Origin of the sequence: Mesorhizobium sp. M1088, assembly GCF_040318575.1 — a bacterium.
In the GTDB taxonomy this organism is placed as follows: Bacteria; Pseudomonadota; Alphaproteobacteria; order Rhizobiales; family Rhizobiaceae; genus Mesorhizobium.
The window spans coordinates 52,235-71,869 of sequence record NZ_JAMYMO010000030.1 but is presented as its reverse complement, the minus strand read 5'-3'; the positions used below and the strand labels follow the sequence as shown (position 1 = coordinate 71,869).

At 62.4% G+C, this 19,635-nt stretch carries 16 protein-coding genes; 4 read left to right on the top strand and 12 right to left on the bottom strand.

Annotation, left to right across the window (positions count from 1 at the left end; translation table 11 throughout):
- Window positions 1-48: 48 nt before the first annotated feature.
- From NKH49_RS25740 to NKH49_RS25690, 11 genes are all read right to left on the bottom strand, one after another.
- Entirely contained in the window at window positions 49-1,569 is a 1,521-nt protein-coding gene (locus NKH49_RS25740) for a hypothetical protein (RefSeq protein WP_352849760.1), read from the bottom strand.
- A gap of 92 nt (window positions 1,570-1,661) precedes the next feature.
- On the bottom strand, window positions 1,662-3,059 hold the full coding sequence (locus NKH49_RS25735; protein WP_352454727.1) for an NAD(P)(+) transhydrogenase (Re/Si-specific) subunit beta: 1,398 nt from the start codon (window positions 3,057-3,059) through the stop codon (window positions 1,662-1,664).
- A 6-nt stretch (window positions 3,060-3,065) separates the two neighbouring features.
- Complete coding sequence (locus NKH49_RS25730) at window positions 3,066-3,488, bottom strand: NAD(P) transhydrogenase subunit alpha part 2 (RefSeq protein ID WP_036238371.1); 423 nt, start codon at window positions 3,486-3,488, stop codon at window positions 3,066-3,068.
- The gene (locus tag NKH49_RS25725; protein WP_352928456.1) at window positions 3,488-4,762 is read right to left on the bottom strand and encodes a Re/Si-specific NAD(P)(+) transhydrogenase subunit alpha; all 1,275 of its coding nucleotides are present in this window, start codon (window positions 4,760-4,762) and stop codon (window positions 3,488-3,490) included. Before NKH49_RS25725 ends, NKH49_RS25730 begins: the two co-directional genes overlap by 1 nt.
- An 81-nt stretch (window positions 4,763-4,843) precedes the next feature.
- Window positions 4,844-5,068: an aa3-type cytochrome c oxidase subunit IV gene (locus NKH49_RS25720; RefSeq protein ID WP_023676259.1), complete on the bottom strand. Its 225-nt coding sequence runs from the start codon at window positions 5,066-5,068 to the stop codon at window positions 4,844-4,846.
- Window positions 5,069-5,241: 173 nt separating this feature from the next.
- On the bottom strand, window positions 5,242-5,391 hold the full coding sequence (locus NKH49_RS25715; RefSeq protein ID WP_013528205.1) for a DUF3096 domain-containing protein: 150 nt from the start codon (window positions 5,389-5,391) through the stop codon (window positions 5,242-5,244).
- A gap of 119 nt (window positions 5,392-5,510) precedes the next feature.
- Window positions 5,511-6,293, bottom strand: a complete 783-nt coding sequence (locus NKH49_RS25710; RefSeq protein WP_352469883.1) for an N-acyl amino acid synthase FeeM domain-containing protein — start codon at window positions 6,291-6,293, stop codon at window positions 5,511-5,513.
- A 150-nt stretch (window positions 6,294-6,443) separates the two neighbouring features.
- Window positions 6,444-8,765, bottom strand: coding sequence for a putative bifunctional diguanylate cyclase/phosphodiesterase (locus NKH49_RS25705; protein ID WP_352452207.1), 2,322 nt, complete (start codon window positions 8,763-8,765; stop codon window positions 6,444-6,446).
- Between the two features lie 152 nt (window positions 8,766-8,917).
- Complete coding sequence (locus NKH49_RS25700; RefSeq protein ID WP_352928454.1) at window positions 8,918-12,397, bottom strand: indolepyruvate ferredoxin oxidoreductase family protein; 3,480 nt, start codon at window positions 12,395-12,397, stop codon at window positions 8,918-8,920.
- Window positions 12,398-12,623: 226 nt separating this feature from the next.
- Window positions 12,624-13,154 (bottom strand): hypothetical protein, encoded by a 531-nt coding sequence (locus NKH49_RS25695; protein WP_352767308.1) that lies wholly within the window; start codon window positions 13,152-13,154, stop codon window positions 12,624-12,626.
- Window positions 13,147-13,755 (bottom strand): CGNR zinc finger domain-containing protein, encoded by a 609-nt coding sequence (locus NKH49_RS25690; protein ID WP_352767310.1) that lies wholly within the window; start codon window positions 13,753-13,755, stop codon window positions 13,147-13,149. The genes NKH49_RS25695 and NKH49_RS25690 overlap by 8 nt, the downstream gene beginning before the upstream one ends.
- Window positions 13,756-13,895: 140 nt before the next feature.
- Here NKH49_RS25690 and NKH49_RS25685 point away from each other — a divergent pair, with 140 nt between their 5' ends.
- The 4 genes from NKH49_RS25685 to NKH49_RS25670 all read left to right on the top strand — a co-directional run bounded on the left by NKH49_RS25685 (window position 13,896) and on the right by NKH49_RS25670 (window position 18,407).
- Window positions 13,896-14,801, top strand: coding sequence for a branched-chain amino acid ABC transporter permease (locus NKH49_RS25685; protein ID WP_352469880.1), 906 nt, complete (start codon window positions 13,896-13,898; stop codon window positions 14,799-14,801).
- Between the two features lie 204 nt (window positions 14,802-15,005).
- Entirely contained in the window at window positions 15,006-15,590 is a 585-nt protein-coding gene (locus NKH49_RS25680; RefSeq protein WP_352452211.1) for a TRAP transporter small permease subunit, read from the top strand.
- Entirely contained in the window at window positions 15,590-17,368 is a 1,779-nt protein-coding gene (locus NKH49_RS25675; protein ID WP_352470175.1) for a TRAP transporter large permease, read from the top strand. The genes NKH49_RS25680 and NKH49_RS25675 overlap by 1 nt, the downstream gene beginning before the upstream one ends.
- Before the next feature lie 16 nt (window positions 17,369-17,384).
- Complete coding sequence (locus NKH49_RS25670) at window positions 17,385-18,407, top strand: zinc-dependent alcohol dehydrogenase family protein (RefSeq protein ID WP_352540377.1); 1,023 nt, start codon at window positions 17,385-17,387, stop codon at window positions 18,405-18,407.
- Window positions 18,408-18,472: 65 nt separating this feature from the next.
- On the opposite strand, the gene NKH49_RS25665 is transcribed toward NKH49_RS25670, so the two are convergent.
- Window positions 18,473-19,582, bottom strand: a complete 1,110-nt coding sequence (locus tag NKH49_RS25665) for a TRAP transporter substrate-binding protein (RefSeq protein ID WP_352540376.1) — start codon at window positions 19,580-19,582, stop codon at window positions 18,473-18,475.
- Window positions 19,583-19,635: the final 53 nt, after the last annotated feature.

The following is a 19,635-nucleotide window of genomic DNA, read 5'->3' as shown; positions in this document are numbered from 1 at the left end:
GCCCGAAGGGGACCTTGCTTTGAACTGCCGCCGCGCATTGCTTGCCGCCTACAGCTCAGCTTCCAGTTTGCGGCCGAGATCGACCGCATCGCGCAGCACGGCAAGGTGCGAGCGCGGCTGTACGCCGGCCAGCGCGTCGACCTCGACGCCGCTCGCCGTCAGCGACCAGTAGAGCCTGTGCGTGAAGACGCGGCCGCCCGAGCCGCGCAGCTCGACCTGGATGTTTTCCACGCCGGGACCAAAATTTTCCGTCATCCGCCCTGAAATCGGGTCGCCGGTCAGCCAGCCATTGCCCCTGTCGAAAATATTGGTCCAGCGTGTCGCGGCAAACACCGCGCCATGATGCACTGCCCGCTGCGGCTTGCCGGAATGGCTGCGCCCTTCCTGGTAGAGCATGGTCCCGCCCGCCGCTCTGTCGGCGATCGGCGGGCATGCTGAAAACAGGCGCTCGGCGATGCCGCGCCTGAATTCGGCGAGGTTGTAGGTCACCAGAAACTCGCTGTGGGTCAGCGGACTGCCGAGCGTGACGAAATCGCTGATCTTCCACGGCAGCGGATGATCGGCGTCGCCGACGCGAAGCTGCCGGTAGAGCTCCCATTGGCTGCGCCGGAATGCGGGGAGGTCATCGAGGCTGTCGGGCCAAGCGGAGGCATCGGCGACCAGCGTCGCCTTGTCGACGGCGTGGATCGCCTTCAGCCTCGCTTTGTCGCGAATGGCTTCCAACTTTCTAGGCCTGAAATCGGCCCACAATATCTGCAACAGATCATAGGCGATGATCGACCCGAGGCTGTGCGAGACCAGCACGATGCGGTCATAGGCATCGTCCATCATGAGACGCTTCAGCAGCTTGAGGCCACGCTCGCGGACCAGCGCCCGCTTCTCGACCGTTGCCGCTTCGGCCCGCACATAGGCGGCGACGTCGCCGAAATAGGGCAAGCCAAACTGGTCCACCAACCAGATGACGAACGACGCCAGAACCGTGACAAGCACACCCGTCGTCCAGGAGATGTAGCCTTGCCAGGTCGACGTTGCGAGCGCCAGCGCCGCGCCCAGGACCACGAGGGTGGCCAAAAGCGTGACGACATAGAGTTTGAGCACATCGCGCGGAATATCGGCCGGCTTGCGCCAGAGCAGGGTCGTCACCCAGGCAGCAAGGCGGCTTCGGGTCGTGCCCTGGGTGATGTCGGCCCAGTAAAGCTCGTAGAAATCGGTGCGGCGGCCATCGACATCATAGGGCGTGGTGATCCGGCGGAGTTCGTGCGAATTGGTCCGGCTGTCGGGCGTGATCCAGCTCTGGTTGATCTTCGCACCCATCGGGTCGGCCGGATCGGGGACATGGGCATAGAACGGTGCACGGGCCGGATCGTGGCTCCATACGGCCTGGACAAACTCCCTCAACGTGTCCATGGGCCGCTGCTCGCCCATGCCGTGCACGACCACTACCGCCTGGCTGCGCTTGCGTGGCGCCTTCTCTGCTGCGGTCAGATCGGCGGCCGGCGATGCAGCAGAACCAGGGTCGGGCACCAGCACCTCCACGATGACGCCGTTAGCAAGACGACGGGTCGGCATCGTAGCTTCAGAACCGGTAACAGCCAAGAAAAAGCCCGGCGCGGAGCCGGGCTGTATTCGACGATCGGCAGTGAGTTGGCAGCGACGCCGTTTCAGTGATCCATCGCTTTGACGATCTCCTCGGTCATCTTCTTGGCGTCGCCGAGCAGCATCATGGTGCCGTCCTTGTAGAACAGCGTGTTGTCGATGCCGGCATAGCCGGAGCCGAGCGAGCGCTTGACGAACAAGCAAGTGCGCGCCTTGTCGACGTCGAGGATTGGCATGCCGTAGATAGGTGAGGACTTGTCGTCACGAGCCGAGGGATTGGTGACGTCATTGGCCCCGATGACATAGGCGACGTCGGCCTGCGCGAACTCAGAGTTGATGTCCTCCAGCTCGAACACTTCGTCATAAGGCACGTTGGCTTCGGCCAAGAGCACGTTCATGTGGCCGGGCATGCGGCCGGCAACCGGGTGGATGGCGTATTTGACATCGACGCCGTTGGCCTTGAGCTTGTCGGCCATCTCGCGCAGCGCGTGCTGCGCCTGGGCGACGGCCATGCCGTAGCCCGGCACGATGATGACCTTTTGCGCATTCATCATCAGATAGGCGGCATCTTCGGCCGAGCCCTGCTTGACCGTGCGCTCGATGCCGTCGTTGGCAATGGCTGATGTCTCGCCACCGAAGCCGCCGAGGATGACCGAGATGAAGCTCCGGTTCATGCCTTTGCACATGATGTAAGACAGGATGGCGCCCGACGAGCCGACCAGCGCGCCGGTGATGATCAGCGCCAGATTGCCGAGCGTGAAGCCCAGGGCGGCCGCGGCCCAGCCCGAATAGGAATTCAGCATCGACACGACCACCGGCATATCGGCGCCACCGATCGGGATGATGAGAAGCACACCCAGCACCAGCGAGGCGGCAACGATCAGCCAGAACACCACCTTGGACTCGGCGGTGACGAGCAGCACGATCAGCACGATCAGCGCAATGCCCAGGGCCGCGTTGATGAAGTGGCGGCCACCGATCATGATCGGCTTGCCCGACATGCGGCCGTCGAGCTTCAAAAAGGCGATGACCGAGCCGGTGAAGGTGATGGCACCTATGGCAACGCCGAGGCTCATCTCGATCAGTGCCTGGGCATGGATATCGGCGACGGTGCCGATGCCGAAGCTTTCCGGTGCATAGATGGCGGCGGCCGCCACCATGACCGCGGCAAGACCGACCAGCGAGTGGAAGGCGGCGACCAGCTGCGGCATCGAGGTCATGGCAATGCGCCGTGCCGTGACCGCACCGGCCGAGCCGCCTATCAGCAGCCCGAGCACTATGAGGCCGAAGCGCCCGGCCGAAGGGGTCGCCAGCGCCAGCGTCGTGGCGATGGCGATGCCCATGCCGATCATGCCGTACATGTTGCCCTGGCGGCTGGTGGTCGGATGCGACAGGCCGCGCAATGCGAGGATGAACAGGATGCCGGAGACCAGATAGAGAAAGGAGGCGAAGTTGGCGTTCATAGCGGCCTACTTTTCCTTCTTCTTGTACATGGCCAGCATGCGCTGGGTGACGAGGAAGCCGCCGAAGATGTTGACCGATACCAGCATCAGCGCAACGAAGCCGAAGCCGGTGGCAAGCCCTGAGGCCGAGATGCCGACGGCCAGCAGCGCGCCGACGACGATGACCGAGGAAATGGCGTTGGTGACCGCCATCAGCGGCGTGTGCAGTGCCGGCGTGACGGACCACACGACGTAGTAGCCGACGAAGATCGCCAGGACAAAGATGGCGAAGCGAAAGACGAAGGGATCGATGGCACCGCCGGACAGCGCGTGAGCGGCGTCACCCGCCGCCTCGGTGCCGGGCGCGGCCGCCAGGTTCTGCACCGCGAGCCGCACGGCAGCTGTCGCCTGGTCGAGCTGGTCGAGGGCTTTCTGCAGAGTCTGATCCATCACGCGATCCCTCCGGTGGTCTTGGGCTTCCTCGAAGCGGCCGTTTTCTTCGCAGCCGGCTTCGCCGAAGCCTCGGCAACCATCGTCCTGGCCGGAATGGCCGGTGGCTCGACATATTGGCCCTTTGGCGGCTCCTGCTCAGCCTTTGCGAAAGCCGGATGCACGATCTTGCCAGCATCGGTCAGCATCGTCGCCTTGACCAGTTCGTCGTCGCGGTTGATGGCAAGCGTCTTCGCCGCCTTGTCGACCAGCGTCTCGAGGAAGGCATAGAGGTTCCTGGCATAGAGAAGCGAAGCGGAGGCGGCGACGCGACCGGGAACGTTGAGATGGCCGACGATCTTTACCCCGTTGGCCGTGGTCACCACCTTGCCGGCTTCGGCGCCCTCGACATTGCCGCCGCGCTCGACCGCGAGGTCGACGATCACAGAGCCGGGTTTCATCGAGGCGACCATTGCCGCCGAGACCAGCTTCGGCGCCGGACGGCCGGGGATCAGCGCGGTGGTGATGACGATGTCCTGCTTGGCGATGTGCTCGGCGGTCAGCGCCGCCTGCTTGGCCTGGTATTCCTTCGACATTTCCTTGGCGTAGCCGCCGGCCGTCTCGGCCGCCTTGAACTCCTCGTCCTCGACGGCCAGGAATTTTGCGCCGAGCGAGGCGACCTGCTCCTTGGCGGCCGGGCGCACGTCGGTGGCGGTGACCACGGCGCCGAGGCGGCGCGCGGTGGCGATGGCCTGCAGACCGGCGACGCCGACGCCCATGACGAACGCCTTCGCTGCCGGTACGGTGCCGGCCGCCGTCATCATCATCGGTAACGCCCGGTCATATTCGGCAGCCGCGTCGATCACCGCCTGATAGCCGGCGAGGTTGGCCTGGCTGGATAGAACGTCCATCGACTGGGCGCGGGTGATGCGCGGCATGAACTCCATGGAGAAGGCAGTAACACCGGCCTCGGCAAGGGCAGCGACGGCAGCGTCGTTGCCGTAGGGATCCATGATCGCGATGACAGCGGCGCCGGACTTGTAGCCCTTCAGCTCGGCGTCCGTGGGCCGGCGCACCTTCAGCACGACATCGGCCCTGGCTGCATCGCCGGCCTTGCCGATCGCGGCGCCCACCCGGGCGAACTCCTCGTCGGGAATGCGCGACGCAGTGCCGGCGCCGGTTTCGACAATCACGTCGAAACCCAGTGCCGCCAGCCGCTTCACCGTGTCGGGGGAGGCCCCGACGCGCGGCTCGTTTGCGTCGAGCTCACGAGGGATGAAAACCGTCTGTCCCACCGCATGATCCTTTCGGCCGGAACCCTGTTACCGCAAGACATCGACCGACCCCGGCGGCGCCTTCGACAAAGGTTGGAGGAGTTATCGGAGAATAAAGGCGCCGATGGCCAGGATCAGCACGAATAGGATAGTCCCCGAGAAGAAGCCGCCCACAAAGAAGCCGAACGCCATGGCAAGAAGCACGGCGGCGCAAAATAGCGACCCATATTTGGCCAGCATCACAAAGCCGGCATAGGTGCGGTCGTGCTCGGCATAGTCCATCTTCGCGCCTAGTTCGACAGGACCGGTCGGCGTGTGTTCAGCCATTGGAATACCCCTTCGAAGACATCTTTCAGGCACATAGCGAAAAGCCGCGTTAAGGGCAATGGCGCTATTGCCGCATCGCCGCAGCCAACAATCTCAAGCAAAACTTGAAATCGCTGCGCGAAGCGCGGCGATACCAATCACAATGGATGGCAGGTCCGCTATTGCCTATGTCGTTAGCCGGCGAGATGCGGGAACAGACCGAGCAGGCCGACAACGATCAGATAAAGGGCGACGATATAATTGAGCAGCCGCGGCATCACCAGGATCAGCACGCCTGCAATCAGCGAGATAAGCGGGGTAAGGGCGAGCGTGGAAATGGTCATATCGGTTCCTTTGATCGGATCGCTATCGAAGCGATGCTTGGCGGATGCCGGCCATGCCGACCTACCACCAGCACCCTTGCCCAGAACGCCGAAGCGACCGGAAGGCTCCATGGGCTCGTTCAGGCGGCTTCGCGAAAATACTTGGCGGTGGGCAGGATGGTCAGCGGGGCGAGTTCGCCGGCACCGGGCGTATCGAACAACATGCGCTGCTCCATTGGCGTCGAACGGAAGAACGGAAAGCGAGCGTAGGTTTCATTCTTGATCGCCAGGACATCGGCTTGATAAAGCAGCGCGAAACAGTTGATCACGCCGGCATAGGGCCGCGCATCGCCAATCGGTCGCGCCCGATAGATGCGCTTGTAGAAAGCCGCATGGTCCTCGCGGATCATGGATATGCAATAAGGCGCGCCGAAATGGAAGCAAGCCATGCCCGCAAGGCGCAGCGTCACATACGGGATCTGCGGGTAAAGCCGTGACCATTCGGCGTCCACGGCAAAACGGCTCGGGTCGATAAAGACTTCGCCGGCCGCCAGACGCGGCATCAACAAGTCCTTGTAGACGCTGAGTGCTGGTGATGTGGCGTTATCAGCAGACACGTTATGCAGGCGCATTGTGCTGACCAGCCGCCCCTCGATATAGATTCCGAACGTATGGCAATTGGGCAGTTCGTCAAACTCGTCATGGACCTGACGGGACGCATTCTCGGGCACCAGATCGTTCATCCGATAGGAATTGTAGCGCAGCCTGTAAATGTTTTCGAAGTCCTCGCCGCTTTCACAGCGTCGGTACTCCGTCCGGTCAAGCAGCGCATAAACATGTTGCGCGAAGCTGGACATGGTCTCGGACGCATCTTTCCCACCAGCGCCCGCCGCATGGCCGAGCGAACTCAACTGGGCACACATGAACTCTATTCCCCGCGATTACCGCCACCAGCCGACACTACGGACGGGTCATGAGATGTAAAGATGAAAATAAGTAGGAGCTCGTTTACCGCCCGTTAAGGTTAACAATTAATAAAATTATACTAAAATACGCAGGTTTTCAGCGCGAAGTCAGCGCCGCGGCGCCTTCCTTGCCGTCTGGATGTCCTTGGCAAAGGGCCAGACGGTGCTCGACATCGTCTCGATGCCGGACGCGCTGAGTGCCGACCCGAACAGAAAGCCCTGGACCAGGTCCGGCTTGACCTGCAATGCCAGGATCTTGAGCTGTTCGAAGGTCTCGACACCTTCGACGGTAACCGAAAGTCCCAGCGGCCGTGACAGGTTGACGATGCCCTTGAGCAATTCGAGCGACCGGCTGTTCTGAGTGACATCCATCAGGAACGAGCGGTCGATCTTGATTTTGTCGAGCGGCAGTTTGTGGAGATAGCTGAGGCTCGAATACCCGGTACCGAAATCGTCGAGCGCAATGCGCACGCCGAGCCGCTTCAACTCCTCGATATATTGGCGTGTCAGCGACTTGTCGTCGAGCAGCGCCGTCTCGGTGACCTCAATCTCCAGACGTCCGGCGGAGAGACCGGATTCAGCCAGCGCGTCGCGAACCTTCTGGATGACATCACGGTTGCGGAAATCCTTGGCCGAGAGATTGACCGACACGCTGGTCTGGGCCGGCCATTTGGCGCATTCCGTGCAGGCCGCATGCAGGACGAAGGTGCTGATGTCGGAAATAATCCCCATTTCCTCCGCCAGCGGAATAAAGATACCGGGGGAAATCGGCCCGAGATCGGGATGATCCCAGCGGCACAGCGCTTCGCAACTGGCGATACGCATCGTGCTCATCGCGACGATCGGCTGATAGACCACCCGCAATTCGTTGTTTTCCACGGCGCTGCGCAGGTCCGCCTTCATCAGCTGACGGCTGCGGAAGGCAGCATCCATGGAGGCCTCGAACAGCCGCCAACCGTTCTTGCCAAGCTCCTTGGCCTTGTAGAGTGCAAGGTCGGCTTTGACGATCATGGCGTCAACGTCGGTATCCTTGACCCGCGACAGCACCGCGCCGCCGGAGGCCTGGATGCGTAATCCGTGGCCGGCGACATCGACCTCGCCCTGTAGATTGACAAAGATCTCGTCAACCTGGCCGGTCAGGTGGCTTTCATCCTCGATGCGCTCGAAGAAGATCATGAACTCGTCGCCGCCGAAGCGGCTGACGGTGATGCCTGGCCCAGCGACTGCCGCCAGCCGCTCGGCAACGGCGTAGATCAATCCGTCGCCGACCGGATGGCCGAGCGTGTCGTTGACGCTCTTGAAATCATCGAGATCGAGCACCACCAGCCCGCAGAGACGCTCGGGATCCCCTGAGGCCATGGCTTCCACCACCAACTCGTGGAAGTAGGCGCGGTTGGGCAGGCCGGTGAGACTGTCGTAGCGCGCCATGAAGCGGATCTTGTCTTCCGCCTCGACCCGGGCGGTCACATCCTCGAAAGTGACGACGCCCAGTTCCTGGCTGCCTTCGCGCGCCGAAAATTCATAGTGCTGGCCGTTGGTGAGCGAGACCAGGACCTTGCGGTCGCGGCCCTCGCGCAACGCACGCGTCAGCTGGGCTTCGATGTAACGGCAATCTTTCGGCGCCAGCATGCCGCCTGCAGCGCCGCGCATCAGCAGACCGTGGATCGAGCGGCCTAGCAGCGCATCGGCCGATTTGAGCGACATCAGGTGCGCGGCTTCGGCATTGGCCACCGCCACCCGGCCGTCGGGACCAAGCATGACAAGGCCATGCGACATGGTGTTGAGCGCGCGATTAAAACGCTGCGCGATGCGGTTCGCCTTCTTTTCCTCCGACAGGGCGGTAAACAGGACTTCGCGGACGATGTCGGCGAACCGCTTGATCGCAAACAGAAAAGGGGCCGACATCAGACCGAGGATGATGTGGTAGATATCGCCGCGCAGGATAAAGCCAAGCGATATGGGCCATGTGGTGGTTATGATAAAAATCATGACCATGCGCGGCGACCCATAATTGCGGCCGGCAATTGACGTGACCGATGCCAGAGTGACGCAGACAGAGGCTATTTCGGCATAGTTGTCGTGGCTGTCATTTGCCAGATAGATACTGACGAAACAGAACGCGCCAAGCATGAAACCATGCATCGAACCGAAAATTATGTAATCGTTTTCGCGATCATGGGCTTCTTCCCACGTCGTCGGGGAAGGAAGTCTCCCGTATTTTCGGATGTTGCGAAGGCGCAGAGTACCGACAATGATGAGCCCAGCGGCAACTAGAAGATACGCCAAGTCCATGGTCTTCCAATAGACCAGAATGACGAGGAGTGTCTGCGCAACAAGGCCGATCGACAGCGTGAACCCGTCGCGAAACAGCGTTTCCACGAACGGAATGTAAACGTCGACCGGAATCTCGTTTTTTCGTCTCAGATTCACGCCTGGATCCCAACCCTGGGGAACCCAGCAGTGTCACATTGGCCTTAAGAAAGGTTTAGAGCGGCGTTTCGAGCCCTGCCGGCATCCATTGGTGACGCCGCGGAAGCAGGGAAACTACAGTTCAGGTAAACAAGGCGTATCACAGCGCTGAATTATTCGGCGGCTTGAAGTTGCGGCCGCAGCGGCGCCGTCGAGAGGCGGTCGAGCAGACGCTGGCGTTCGCCGGCGGCTTTTTCGGCACTGGCCTGCTTGACGTGGCCAAAGCCGCGGATGAGCGCCGGTACCGAAACAAGCGCGGCAGCAACCTCGATCTTGCCCGGCGCCAGCGCGCCGGCGACAAGTTCCAGGTCGGCTTCATAGAGGGCAAGAAGCTGCCGCTCCATACGCCTCTCGGCGCTGTAGCCGAACAGGTCGAAAGCGGTGCCGCGCAGGCCCTTCATCGCCGCCAGCAGGCGGAACCCGTTCATCATCCACGGGCCAAAACTCGATTTCTTCGGCTTCCCGTCACTGCCGCGCCTGCCCATGATCGGCGGTGCGAGATGGAATTCAAGCTTGCCGTAGCTCTGGAACTGCTTTGCGAGCTCTGCGGCAAAGGAGCCGTCCGTATAAAGCCGCGCCACCTCGTATTCGTCCTTGATCGCCATCAGCTTGAACAGGTTCTTTGCGGCAGCCTCGGTCACCACGGTCGACCCGGGCACAGCATTGGTTTCGGCCTTGCGCAGCGCCGCCAGTCTGTCGGCATAGCGCTTGCCATAGGCGGCGTTCTGGTAGGCGGTCAGGAAGCCGACGCGGCGAGCAATGATATCGTCCAGCGTCTCGGCAATGGCGGCATGCTGCGTGGCCTTGCCCGGCTGGGCGAGAAGGCTGCGGACGAAATCCGGCTGGTGGGCGGCGCGGCGGCCCCAGCGAAATGCCGCGACATTCATCGCTACCGCCTCGCCGTTGAGCTCGATCGCCTTCTCGACCGCCTCCGCCGACAGCGGCAAGCCGCCATGCTGGAAGGCGAATCCGAGCATGAACATGTTGGCACCAAGCGAGCTGCCGAACAGGGCAGTGGCGGTGCGGGTAGCGTCGAAGAAATGCGTCCTGTCGTCGCCCGCGGCCGTTCTTATCGCCTTCTTCAGCCGCTCGACGGGCAGCGAGAAATCGGCCGAACGGGCGAACTCGCCCGGCATGATCTCGGCAGTGTTGGCGAGGAAGATGGTATGGCCTTCGCGCGCCGCGGCCAACACCTTCTTGGCACCTGAAACGACGAGATCGCAGCCGAGCACGAGATCGGCCTTGCCGGCCGATACCCGAATGGCGTGGATGTCGTCCGGCGTGCGGGCGATGCGGACATGGGTGAACACCGAGCCGCCCTTCTGGGCGAGGCCGGCCATGTCGATCATGCCGCAGCCCTTGCCTTCCAGGTGCGCGGCCATGCCCAGCACCGCGCCTATTGTGACGACGCCGGTGCCGCCGACACCGTCGATAATCGCCGCCCAGCCTTGTTCACCGAGCGTAAATTGCGCCGGCGCCGGCACGCCCGCGAGCGGGTCGGCCGCGCCGGCTATGCCTTCGGCTTTCCTGATTTTGGCGCCGTGAACGGTGACGAAGGAGGGGCAGAAACCGTTGACGCAAGAGAAGTCCTTGTTGCAACTCGACTGGTCGATCTTGCGCTTGCGGCCGAATTCGGTCTCGACCGGCTGGATCGAGACGCAATTCGACTGCACGCCGCAATCGCCGCAGCCTTCGCAGACCAGCTCGTTGATGAAGATACGCTTGTCGGGATCGGGGAAGGTGCCGCGCTTGCGGCGGCGACGCTTCTCGGCGGCGCAGGTCTGGTCGTAGAGCAGCACCGAGACGCCTTTGACCGAACGCAACTCGCGCTGGACGAGATCGAGGTCGTCGCGGTGATGGATGGTGGCGCCGGCGGGAAATTCCACCTTGCCGGTATATTTGTCCGGCTCGTCGGTGACGATGGCGATGCGCTCCACGCCCTCGGCGCGCACCTGCCTTGCGATCATGTCTACCGTCAGGCCGCCCTCGTGCGGCTGCCCACCGGTCATCGCGACGGCGTCATTGTAGAGGATCTTGTAGGTGATGTTGGCGTCGGTCGACAGCGCGAAACGGATCGCCAGCACACCCGAGTGGTTGTAAGTGCCATCGCCCAGATTCTGGAAGATGTGCTCGCGCTTCGAGAACGGCGCCTGGCCGACCCACTGCGCGCCCTCGCCGCCCATGGCGGTGAAGCCGACGGTGTTGCGGTCCATCCACAGCGCCATGAAATGACAGCCGATTCCGGCGGCGGCGAGCGAGCCGTCCGGAACCTTGGTCGAGGAATTGTGTGGGCAGCCGGAGCAGAAGAACGGCGTGCGCGAGGCGATGTCTGACGTGTCGGCCAGCATCGCCTGGAACTGGCGCAACTTCGCCACCCGCGCGGCGATTTCTTCCGACGGGCCGATCGTTCGCAAAATCCTCTCGCCGAGCTCGATGGCAATATCGTTGGGGTCGAGCGCGCCCTTGGCCGGGAACAGCCAGTCGCCGCGCTCGTCCTTCTTGCCGACGATGACCGGCTGCGTCGCGGTGCCGTAAAGGTTCTCGCGCAGTTGTACCTCGATCAGCGAGCGTTTCTCCTCGACGACGACGATAGTATCGAGGCCGCGAGCAAAGTCGGCGATGTGTTGCAGGTCGAGCGGCCACGGGCAGCCGACCTTGAACAGCCTGATACCGATACGACTGGCGGCCGCTTCGTCGACGCCGATATCCTCCAGCGCCTGGCGAACATCGAGATAACTCTTGCCGATGGTGACGATGCCAAGCTTGGCGCTGGTGCCGCCCGAATAGACGATCCGATTCAGCCCATTGGCGTGGATGAACGCTGAAGCGGCGGCGCGCTTGTATTCATGCAACCGCTCCTCCTGGCCGAGCATGTCGATCTCATTACGGATGTTGAGGCCGCCGGGCGGCATGTCGAAGTCCGGGATGACGATATCTAGCCGGTCGAGCGCGGCATCGACCGAGGCTGTCGATTCGATGTTGTCCTTGACGCATTTGATCGCCGCCCAGGTGCCGGCAAAGCGCGACATGGCAAAGCCGTAGAGGCCGTAGTCGATGATCTCCTGGACGCCGGCCGGATTAAGGATCGGCACCATGGTGTCGACGAACAGGAACTCGGTGGCATGCGCGTTGGTCGAGGATTCGGCCATGTGGTCGTCACCCATCAGAGCCAGCACGCCGCCATGTTTCGACGACCCGGCGAGATTGGCGTGGCGGAACACGTCGCCGGAGCGGTCGACGCCCGGACCCTTGCCGTACCAGACCGAAAAAACGCCGTCATGGGTACCCTCGCCCAGCAATTCGGCCTGCTGCGAGCCCCAGCAGGCGGTGGCGGCGAGCTCCTCGTTGAGACCGGGCTGGAAGACGATGTCCGACTGCGCGAGCTGGTTCCTGGCCTTCCACAGCTGCATGTCGAGGCCGCCGAGCGGCGAGCCGCGATAGCCGGAGACGAAACCGGCGGTGTTCAGGCCAGCCCGGCGGTCGCGCTCGCGCTGCATCAGAAGCATGCGGATGACTGCCTGGGCACCCGACAGGAAGATGCGCTCCTTTGCCAGGTCGAACTTGTCGTCGAGCGCGACATTGTGCAGCGTCATCAGGCATTTCCTGTGCGGAGGCCGCGCCTGGAGGTGCGCGGCCAACGTCGGAGTCGAGTGCCCACAGTCTTTCTTCCCTTGCCGGGGAGGTCAAACAAAATCGAAGGGTGCCAGGCGGTCCGCAACAAACGATCCGTGCGCGGCCGTGTGGCGCCACGAAACGCCTGTCGGGGAGGATAGCCGAGCATGAAAAATTCCGGCGGCGGTCGGTGCCGCTAGTGATGCATCATGCAGCCTTTGGGCAACTGGGCTTCGGTTCACCGGGCAGCTTGCCGTCGACATGGCCGGCCAAGTCCTTGTTGAGCTCGTAGACTGGCCCGACCACCAGAGGCCGGTCGGGCAGGACCGACTGGTCGAGCGAGGACGTCAGAGTGGTCGCGAAACTCTGCAGCAACTTGCCGCTGGAATCCTCGATGCGGATCGACACCGCATAGGGCTTGTCCTTGACAACGCAGGTAAGCGGCGGGCTGGTGAGCGTCACATGCGGCAACTTCGGCCATATTTTCTGGGTGACGATGATCGGATCACCACCGGCCGGGTTCTGGAAGGAGACCACAGCGACCTGCCCCTCACCCACCGGCCGCAGCGGATTGAGGGTGATGACATAGGTGGCGATACCCAGCCGGTAGTTGAACTCGAACAGCTTCCCGGAAATGGCGAACAGCTGGTCCTTGCCGGAATCACGGCAGGCGCCGAGCGCGGCCGCCGCGAACAAAGTCGCGACGACAATCATCGCGCGTGAGAATCTTCTAGACATTGGTGACCTCCCTGGCCGCGGTCCGGCGGCGATAGTGTCGGTTTGCCTTCTGGCGGTTGCCGCACACCGCCATGTCGCACCAGAGGCGGCTGGAATTGCGGCTTTTGTCGACAAACAGCCAGCTGCAGTTCGGACATATCCGCAGCCTGGCGATGGTGTCGCTACGCAGCAGCGACAGCGCCGAGACCGCAAGCGCGGCCTCGAAGGCAATCGGCGTCGCCGGATCACCGAACGGTTTTCCAGGCGTGCCGATTTCGGTGCGGCTATGAGCGAGGCCATCGGCGCAGGCTTCCAAGAATTTCGGCATATCGCCGGTCGCGATTGCACCTTTCGATACCGCGCCGCGAAACAGCCGATCGGTCGTCTCCCGGATCGACAGCACCACCGGTGCGATCTTTTCAGGCGCCGGCGCTACGAGCCGCCTGCCGCCGAGCTCGGCGACGCGAAAGGCACTCGCGGCTTCGGCAAAGCGGGCGATCTCGGCCGGATCGTCGAAACGGTCGAAAGTTTTCTCCGGATCGTTCCGCAAAACGACGGTGTTCGCCGTATCGAGCGCCAGCATGCCACCGGTAAAGCGGTGCGGAGTCCAGGATACTGTCATATGGCGAATCTAACTGATAACTCGCGTTTGACAAGTTAGATTCCGGGTGCAACGCTTGTCACTGAGGCGACCGCCGTACTGAGAATATCGTTCGTCCCAAACCTCTGCCCCGATTGCGGGGCATGCATAGAGGGTCTTGCATGCTCTATTTTTTCCAGCAGGTTCTGAACGGGCTGCATTCGGGCGCGCTCTACGCATTGCTTGCATTCGGCTACGTGCTGACCAACGGCATCCTGCACCGTACCAATCTTGCCTATGGCGCGCTGTTCGCCTTTTGCGGGCATACGATGATCCTCACTGCGGCGTTCGGCTATCAGGCGCTGTGGTTAACGCTGTTTGCATCGGTCGCGCTCGGCGTAGCTGCGGCATTCCTTTATGCGGCGCTGCTCAGCCATGTCCTGTCGCGAAGTATCTTCGAACCGCTGGCCGACCGCTCGCCCAACGCCATCGTGGTGACGACGCTCGGCATATTGCTGGTCTTGTCGGAAGCCAGCCGCATCGCCGCCGATACCCATGACCTATGGTTGCCGCCAATGCTGGCCCAGACCATCGTCTTCGCGCAGAATGCCAGCTTCAAGGCGACGTTGACGCTGATCCAATTGCTCGATTGCGCCGCCGTACTGGCGGCCATAGCGCTGGCTGCCTGGGGCTTCGCATATTCGAGCTTCGGCCGGAGCTGGCGCGCCGTATCCGACGATCCCAAGGCGGCTGCGATGTGCGGCGTCGATGTTCGTGCGGTGTTTCGGCACGCGGTGCTTTTCGGCGGCCTTTGCGCGGCACTGGCCGGCGTGCTCGCCGCCTTCTACTACGGTAACATCAGCTTCGGCACAGGGTTGGTCTACGGGTTGAAGATCCTGTTCGTGACCGCAGTGGGCGGCTATCTCTCGCCTTTGCGGGCGGCACTGGGTGCCGCCGCTTTCGGCATGGCCGAATCGCTATGGGCCGGCTATTTCCCGCTCGAATGGCGGGACGGCTGGATGTACCTGTTCCTCGTCGCCATGCTTGTGCTGATCGGCGCCGGCCGCGACCAACAGAAGATCGCCTGAGCCGCACCCGACTTTGCTTGGATGAAAGCGCCGCATGTCCTTGGACATGCAAAGGACGCGGCAGCATTTTGCCGCCCGTCATCTCACAACTGTGTTTATGCGGGCTATCCCGTGTTGACCAGCCGGACCACGCACTGCATACCGTTGGTCCACAGCGACACGACGGACAGGGAACCGCCGCGCTCTGACACAAGGGAGGAATGCATGGCAGGGCTTCTCGCTCTTTCCAGAACCATTGACCGTTTGAACGAATTCATCGGCAAATGGGTTTCGTGGCTGATCCTGCTGGCGATCCTGGTAAGCGCCGCCAACGCCGTCATCCGCAAGGTGTTCGACATGTCCTCGAACGCCTGGCTGGAATTGCAATGGTATCTGTTCGGCGCCGCCTTCATGCTGGCCGCCGCCTACACGCTGAAGCAGAACGACCATATCCGCATCGATATCGTCTACGGCATGTTCTCGCGCCGCGTGCAGCACTGGATCGACCTTTTCGGTCACGTCTTCTTCCTGATGCCGTTCGTGACGTTGATGGTGGTCTATTTCGTTCCCTATGTGTCGCTGTCGTATCGCAGCGGGGAGATGTCGAACAATTCCGGCGGGCTGATCATCTGGCCGGCGAAGGCGATTTTGCTGGTCGGCTTTTTTCTGCTCGCGCTGCAGGGCATTTCCGAAATCATCAAGAAAATCGCCATCATGCGCGGTCAGATGGACGATCCCACTCCGTTCATATCGGCGCATGAGCAGGCCGAACTCGAAGCCAAGGCGCTCGCCGAAGAGGTGCGCTCGTGATCGAGTTCATCGCCCAGAACATGGCGCCGATCATGTTCGCCTCGCTGGTCGTCTTCCTGCTGATCGGCTACCCCGTCGCCTTCTCGCTCGCCGCCAACGGCCTGATGTTCTTCTTCATCGGCGTGCTTCTGTCGCCCTATTCGGGCGGCTCGATCAATCTCGCCTGGCCGTTGCTGCACGCGTTGCCGGATAATTTCTATGGCAGCCGGGTGATGTCGAACGATACGCTGCTGGCGATCCCGTTCTTCACCTTCATGGGCATCGTGCTCGAACGATCCGGCATGGCCGAAGACCTGCTCGACACGATCGGCCAGCTGTTCGGACCGGTCCGTGGTGGCCTTGCCTATGCCGTGATTTTCGTCGGCGCGCTGCTTGCCGCGACGACCGGCGTGGTGGCGGCTTCCGTCATTGCCATGGGTCTGATTTCGCTGCCGATCATGCTGCGCTACGGCTACGACCGGCGGCTGGCATCCGGCGTCATTGCCGCGTCCGGGACGCTCGCCCAGATCATCCCGCCGTCACTGGTGCTGATCGTCCTGGCCGACCAGCTCGGCCGCTCGGTCGGCGATATGTACAAGGGGGCGCTGATCCCCGGGCTCATTTTGACCGGCATCTACATGCTCTACATCCTGCTCATGTCGATCTTCCGGCCGAAGTCGATGCCGGCACTGCCGCTTGAGGCCCGCACGCTCGGCCACGGTGTGCTGTCGCTGCTGGCGGCGCTGCTGGCGGCGGTGGTGGTTTCCTATGCGGCGTATCGCTACCTCGCGCCGAACCATGGCGGCAACGCCGATATCCTCGGCGCCACCATCGGCGTCATCTTCATCTATGTCGTGGCGATCGTCGACCAGCGCCTGAAGATCAACCTGATGTCCAGACTGGCACAGCAGGTGATCATCGTGCTGATCCCGCCGCTGGCGCTGATCTTCCTGGTGCTGGGCACCATCTTCCTTGGCATCGCCACGCCGACGGAAGGCGGCGCCATGGGCGCCGTCGGCGCGCTTGCAATGGCGGCGGTGAAGGGGCGGCTGTCGCTCGACGTGGTCAAGCAGGCGCTGGCCTCGACGACCAGGCTGTCGTCCTTCGTTCTGTTCATCCTGATCGGCGCGCGGGTGTTCTCGCTGACCTTCTACGGCGTCAATGGCCACATCTGGGTCGAGCACCTGTTGACGTCGCTGCCGGGCGGTGAAGTCGGTTTCCTGATTGGCGTCAACATCCTCGTCTTCGTGCTCGCCTTCTTCCTCGACTTTTTCGAGCTTGCCTTCATCATCGTGCCGCTTTTGGCGCCAGCGGCTGACAAACTCGGCATCGACCTGATCTGGTTTGGCGTGCTTTTGGGCGTCAACATGCAGACCTCCTTCATGCATCCGCCCTTCGGCTTCGCGCTGTTTTATCTGCGCTCGGTCGCCGCGCGCGTGCCCTATCTCGACCGACTCACCGGCAAGCAGATCGCGCCCGTCACCACAGGGCAGATCTATTGGGGCGCAGTGCCCTTCGTCTGCATCCAGGTGATCATGATCGGCCTGACCATCGCCTTCCCGCAGATGGTGATGCACTACAAAGGCACTGTCGTCGATCCTGGCACCATCAACTACCAGGTGCCGGAAACGCCTGGCATCGGCTTGTCGCCGCTTGGCACGCCGCCGGCCAACGGCGGCACTGCCCCGGCCTCACCTTCCCCACCGGATTTGTCGCAGCCGCCGAGCTTCGACGAAAAGCCGCCCGCGAAACCGGCGGCGCCGGCAATCGATCTGTCGCAACCACCGAGTTTCAACTGAGGAAGGCCCGGCAGCCATGAAGGCGGTTCGGTTGGAGCGAGTGGGCAGCCTCGCCGTGTGCGAGGTCGAGAAACCGACCGCCGGGCCGAACGATCTGCTGGTGCGCATCGAGGCGTGCGGCGTCTGCGGCACCGACAGGCATCTTTTCCATGGTGAATTCCCGTGCACGCCGCCGGTGACGCTCGGGCATGAATTCTCCGGCATCGTCGAGGCGGTCGGACCTGCCGTATCCGGCTTTTCCGTCGGCGACCGCGTCACCGGCGATCCCAACATTGCCTGTGGCCGATGCGAGCATTGTCAGGCCGGCCGGGTCAATCTCTGCGGCAATCTACGCGCCATCGGCATCCATCGCGATGGCGGCTTTGCCGAATATCTTGTCCTGCCCCAGAAACAGGCCTTCGTCTTGCCAGGCGATCTGAAGCCTACGCATGGTGCTTTCTGCGAGCCGCTCGGCTGCTGCCTGCATGGCGTGGACCTTGCCGCGATCAAACCAGGCTCGTCGGTCGCGGTGCTCGGCGGCGGCGTGATCGGCCTGCTCACCGTTCAACTGGCAAAGCTCGCCGGTGCGACGACCATTATCTTGTCGACCCGTCAGGCCTCGCGGCGGGCTCTTGCCGAGCAATTTGGCGCAACGGCGACGCTCGATCCCAGCGCCTTCGATGTCATCGATGCGATCGTCGGCCGGTCGGGTTTGATGCCGGGCGGCGTCGACGTGGTGTTCGAATGCGCCGGCGTGAAAGACACTGTTGAGCAGGCGATGCGGCTGGCCAAAGCGGGCGGCACCGTCGTCGTCGTCGGCGTGATGCCGCAAGGCATGAAAGTGGCGTTCGAACCGTTCGATCTGCTGTTCCGTGAGTTGAAGGTCCTGGGTTCCTTCCTCAACCCCTTTACCCATCGCCGGGCCGCCAATCTTATCGCCTCGGGGACGATCGAAGTAGATCGGCTGATATCACGACAGGTCAGCCTCGACGAGGCGGTGGCGATCATTGCCAACCCGCCGGCGCCAGGCGAGGTCAAGGTCGTGGTGGTGCCCGACTGATCGCAAATGAATGCGCTACGGCGCCAGTGTTCCGAAAGGAACACTGGCGCCGCGAAGCAACAGGATCAGAGCTTGGCATTGCGCTGCTGGACCATCATGAAGGTGTCATAGTTGTACTCGGCCACCTGCGCCCAGAGATAATGCTCCTTGCGGAACGCCTTGATCGAATCCCAGATCTTCTTGAACGGCGCATTCGAGGCTTCCATCTCGGCATAGACTTCGTTGGCCTTTTCGAAACAGGCGGCCATGATCTCCTGGCTGAACGGGCTCAACTTGGCACCGCCGGCAACCAGCCGCTTAACCGCCGCCGGATTGAGATAGTCGTATTTCTGCAGCATGTTGGCGTCGGCCGCTTGAGCGGCAGTATGCACCAGCGACTTGTAAGCCGGCGAAAGTTCGTCGTATTTCGCCTTGTTGAACATCAGATGGACGGTCGGTCCACCTTCCCACCAGCCGGGATAGTAGTAATAGGGCGCAACCTTGTAGAAGCCGAGCTTCTCGTCGTCGTAAGGGCCGACCCATTCGGCGGCGTCGATCGTGCCTTTTTCCAACGCCGGATAAATGTCGCCACCGGCGATCTGCTGCGGAACCACCCCGAGCCTTTGCACCACTTTGCCGGCAAAACCACCGATACGCATCTTGAGGCCGGAAAGGTCGGCGACCGTTTTGATCTCCTTGCGGAACCAGCCACCCATCTGCACGCCGGTATTGCCGCCCGGCAGCCCGAACAGACCTTGCGTCGCCAGGAACTCGTTGAACAGATCGATGCCGCCGCCATGATAGTGCCAGGCGTTGATGCCGCGCGCGTTGAGCGAAAACGGAACCGCCGCTCCCAGCGCCCACGTCGGGTCCTTGCCCCAGTAATAATATGCCACGGTATGGCAGGCCTCGACCGTGCCGGCTGTGGTGGCATCGGCGGCCTGCAGGCCGGGAACGAGTTCGCCGGAGGCGAAGACCTGGACCTGGAAGTTGCCGTCGGTCGCCTCCGACAGCATCTTGGAAAACACTTCGGCGCCGCCATAGATCGTATCGAGCGACTTCGGGAAGGACGACGCCAGTCGCCAGGTCACTTTCGGATTGGACTGGGCGATGGCCGGCGCAGCAAGTGTCGCGGCAGCGGCCGCAGCGCCGAAACCGGTGGTGCCGGCCTTGCGGATGAACGAACGACGATCCATGAAGTTCCTCCCTTTTGGATCCACTGACCGACATTCGGGACACTTCGGCGCCC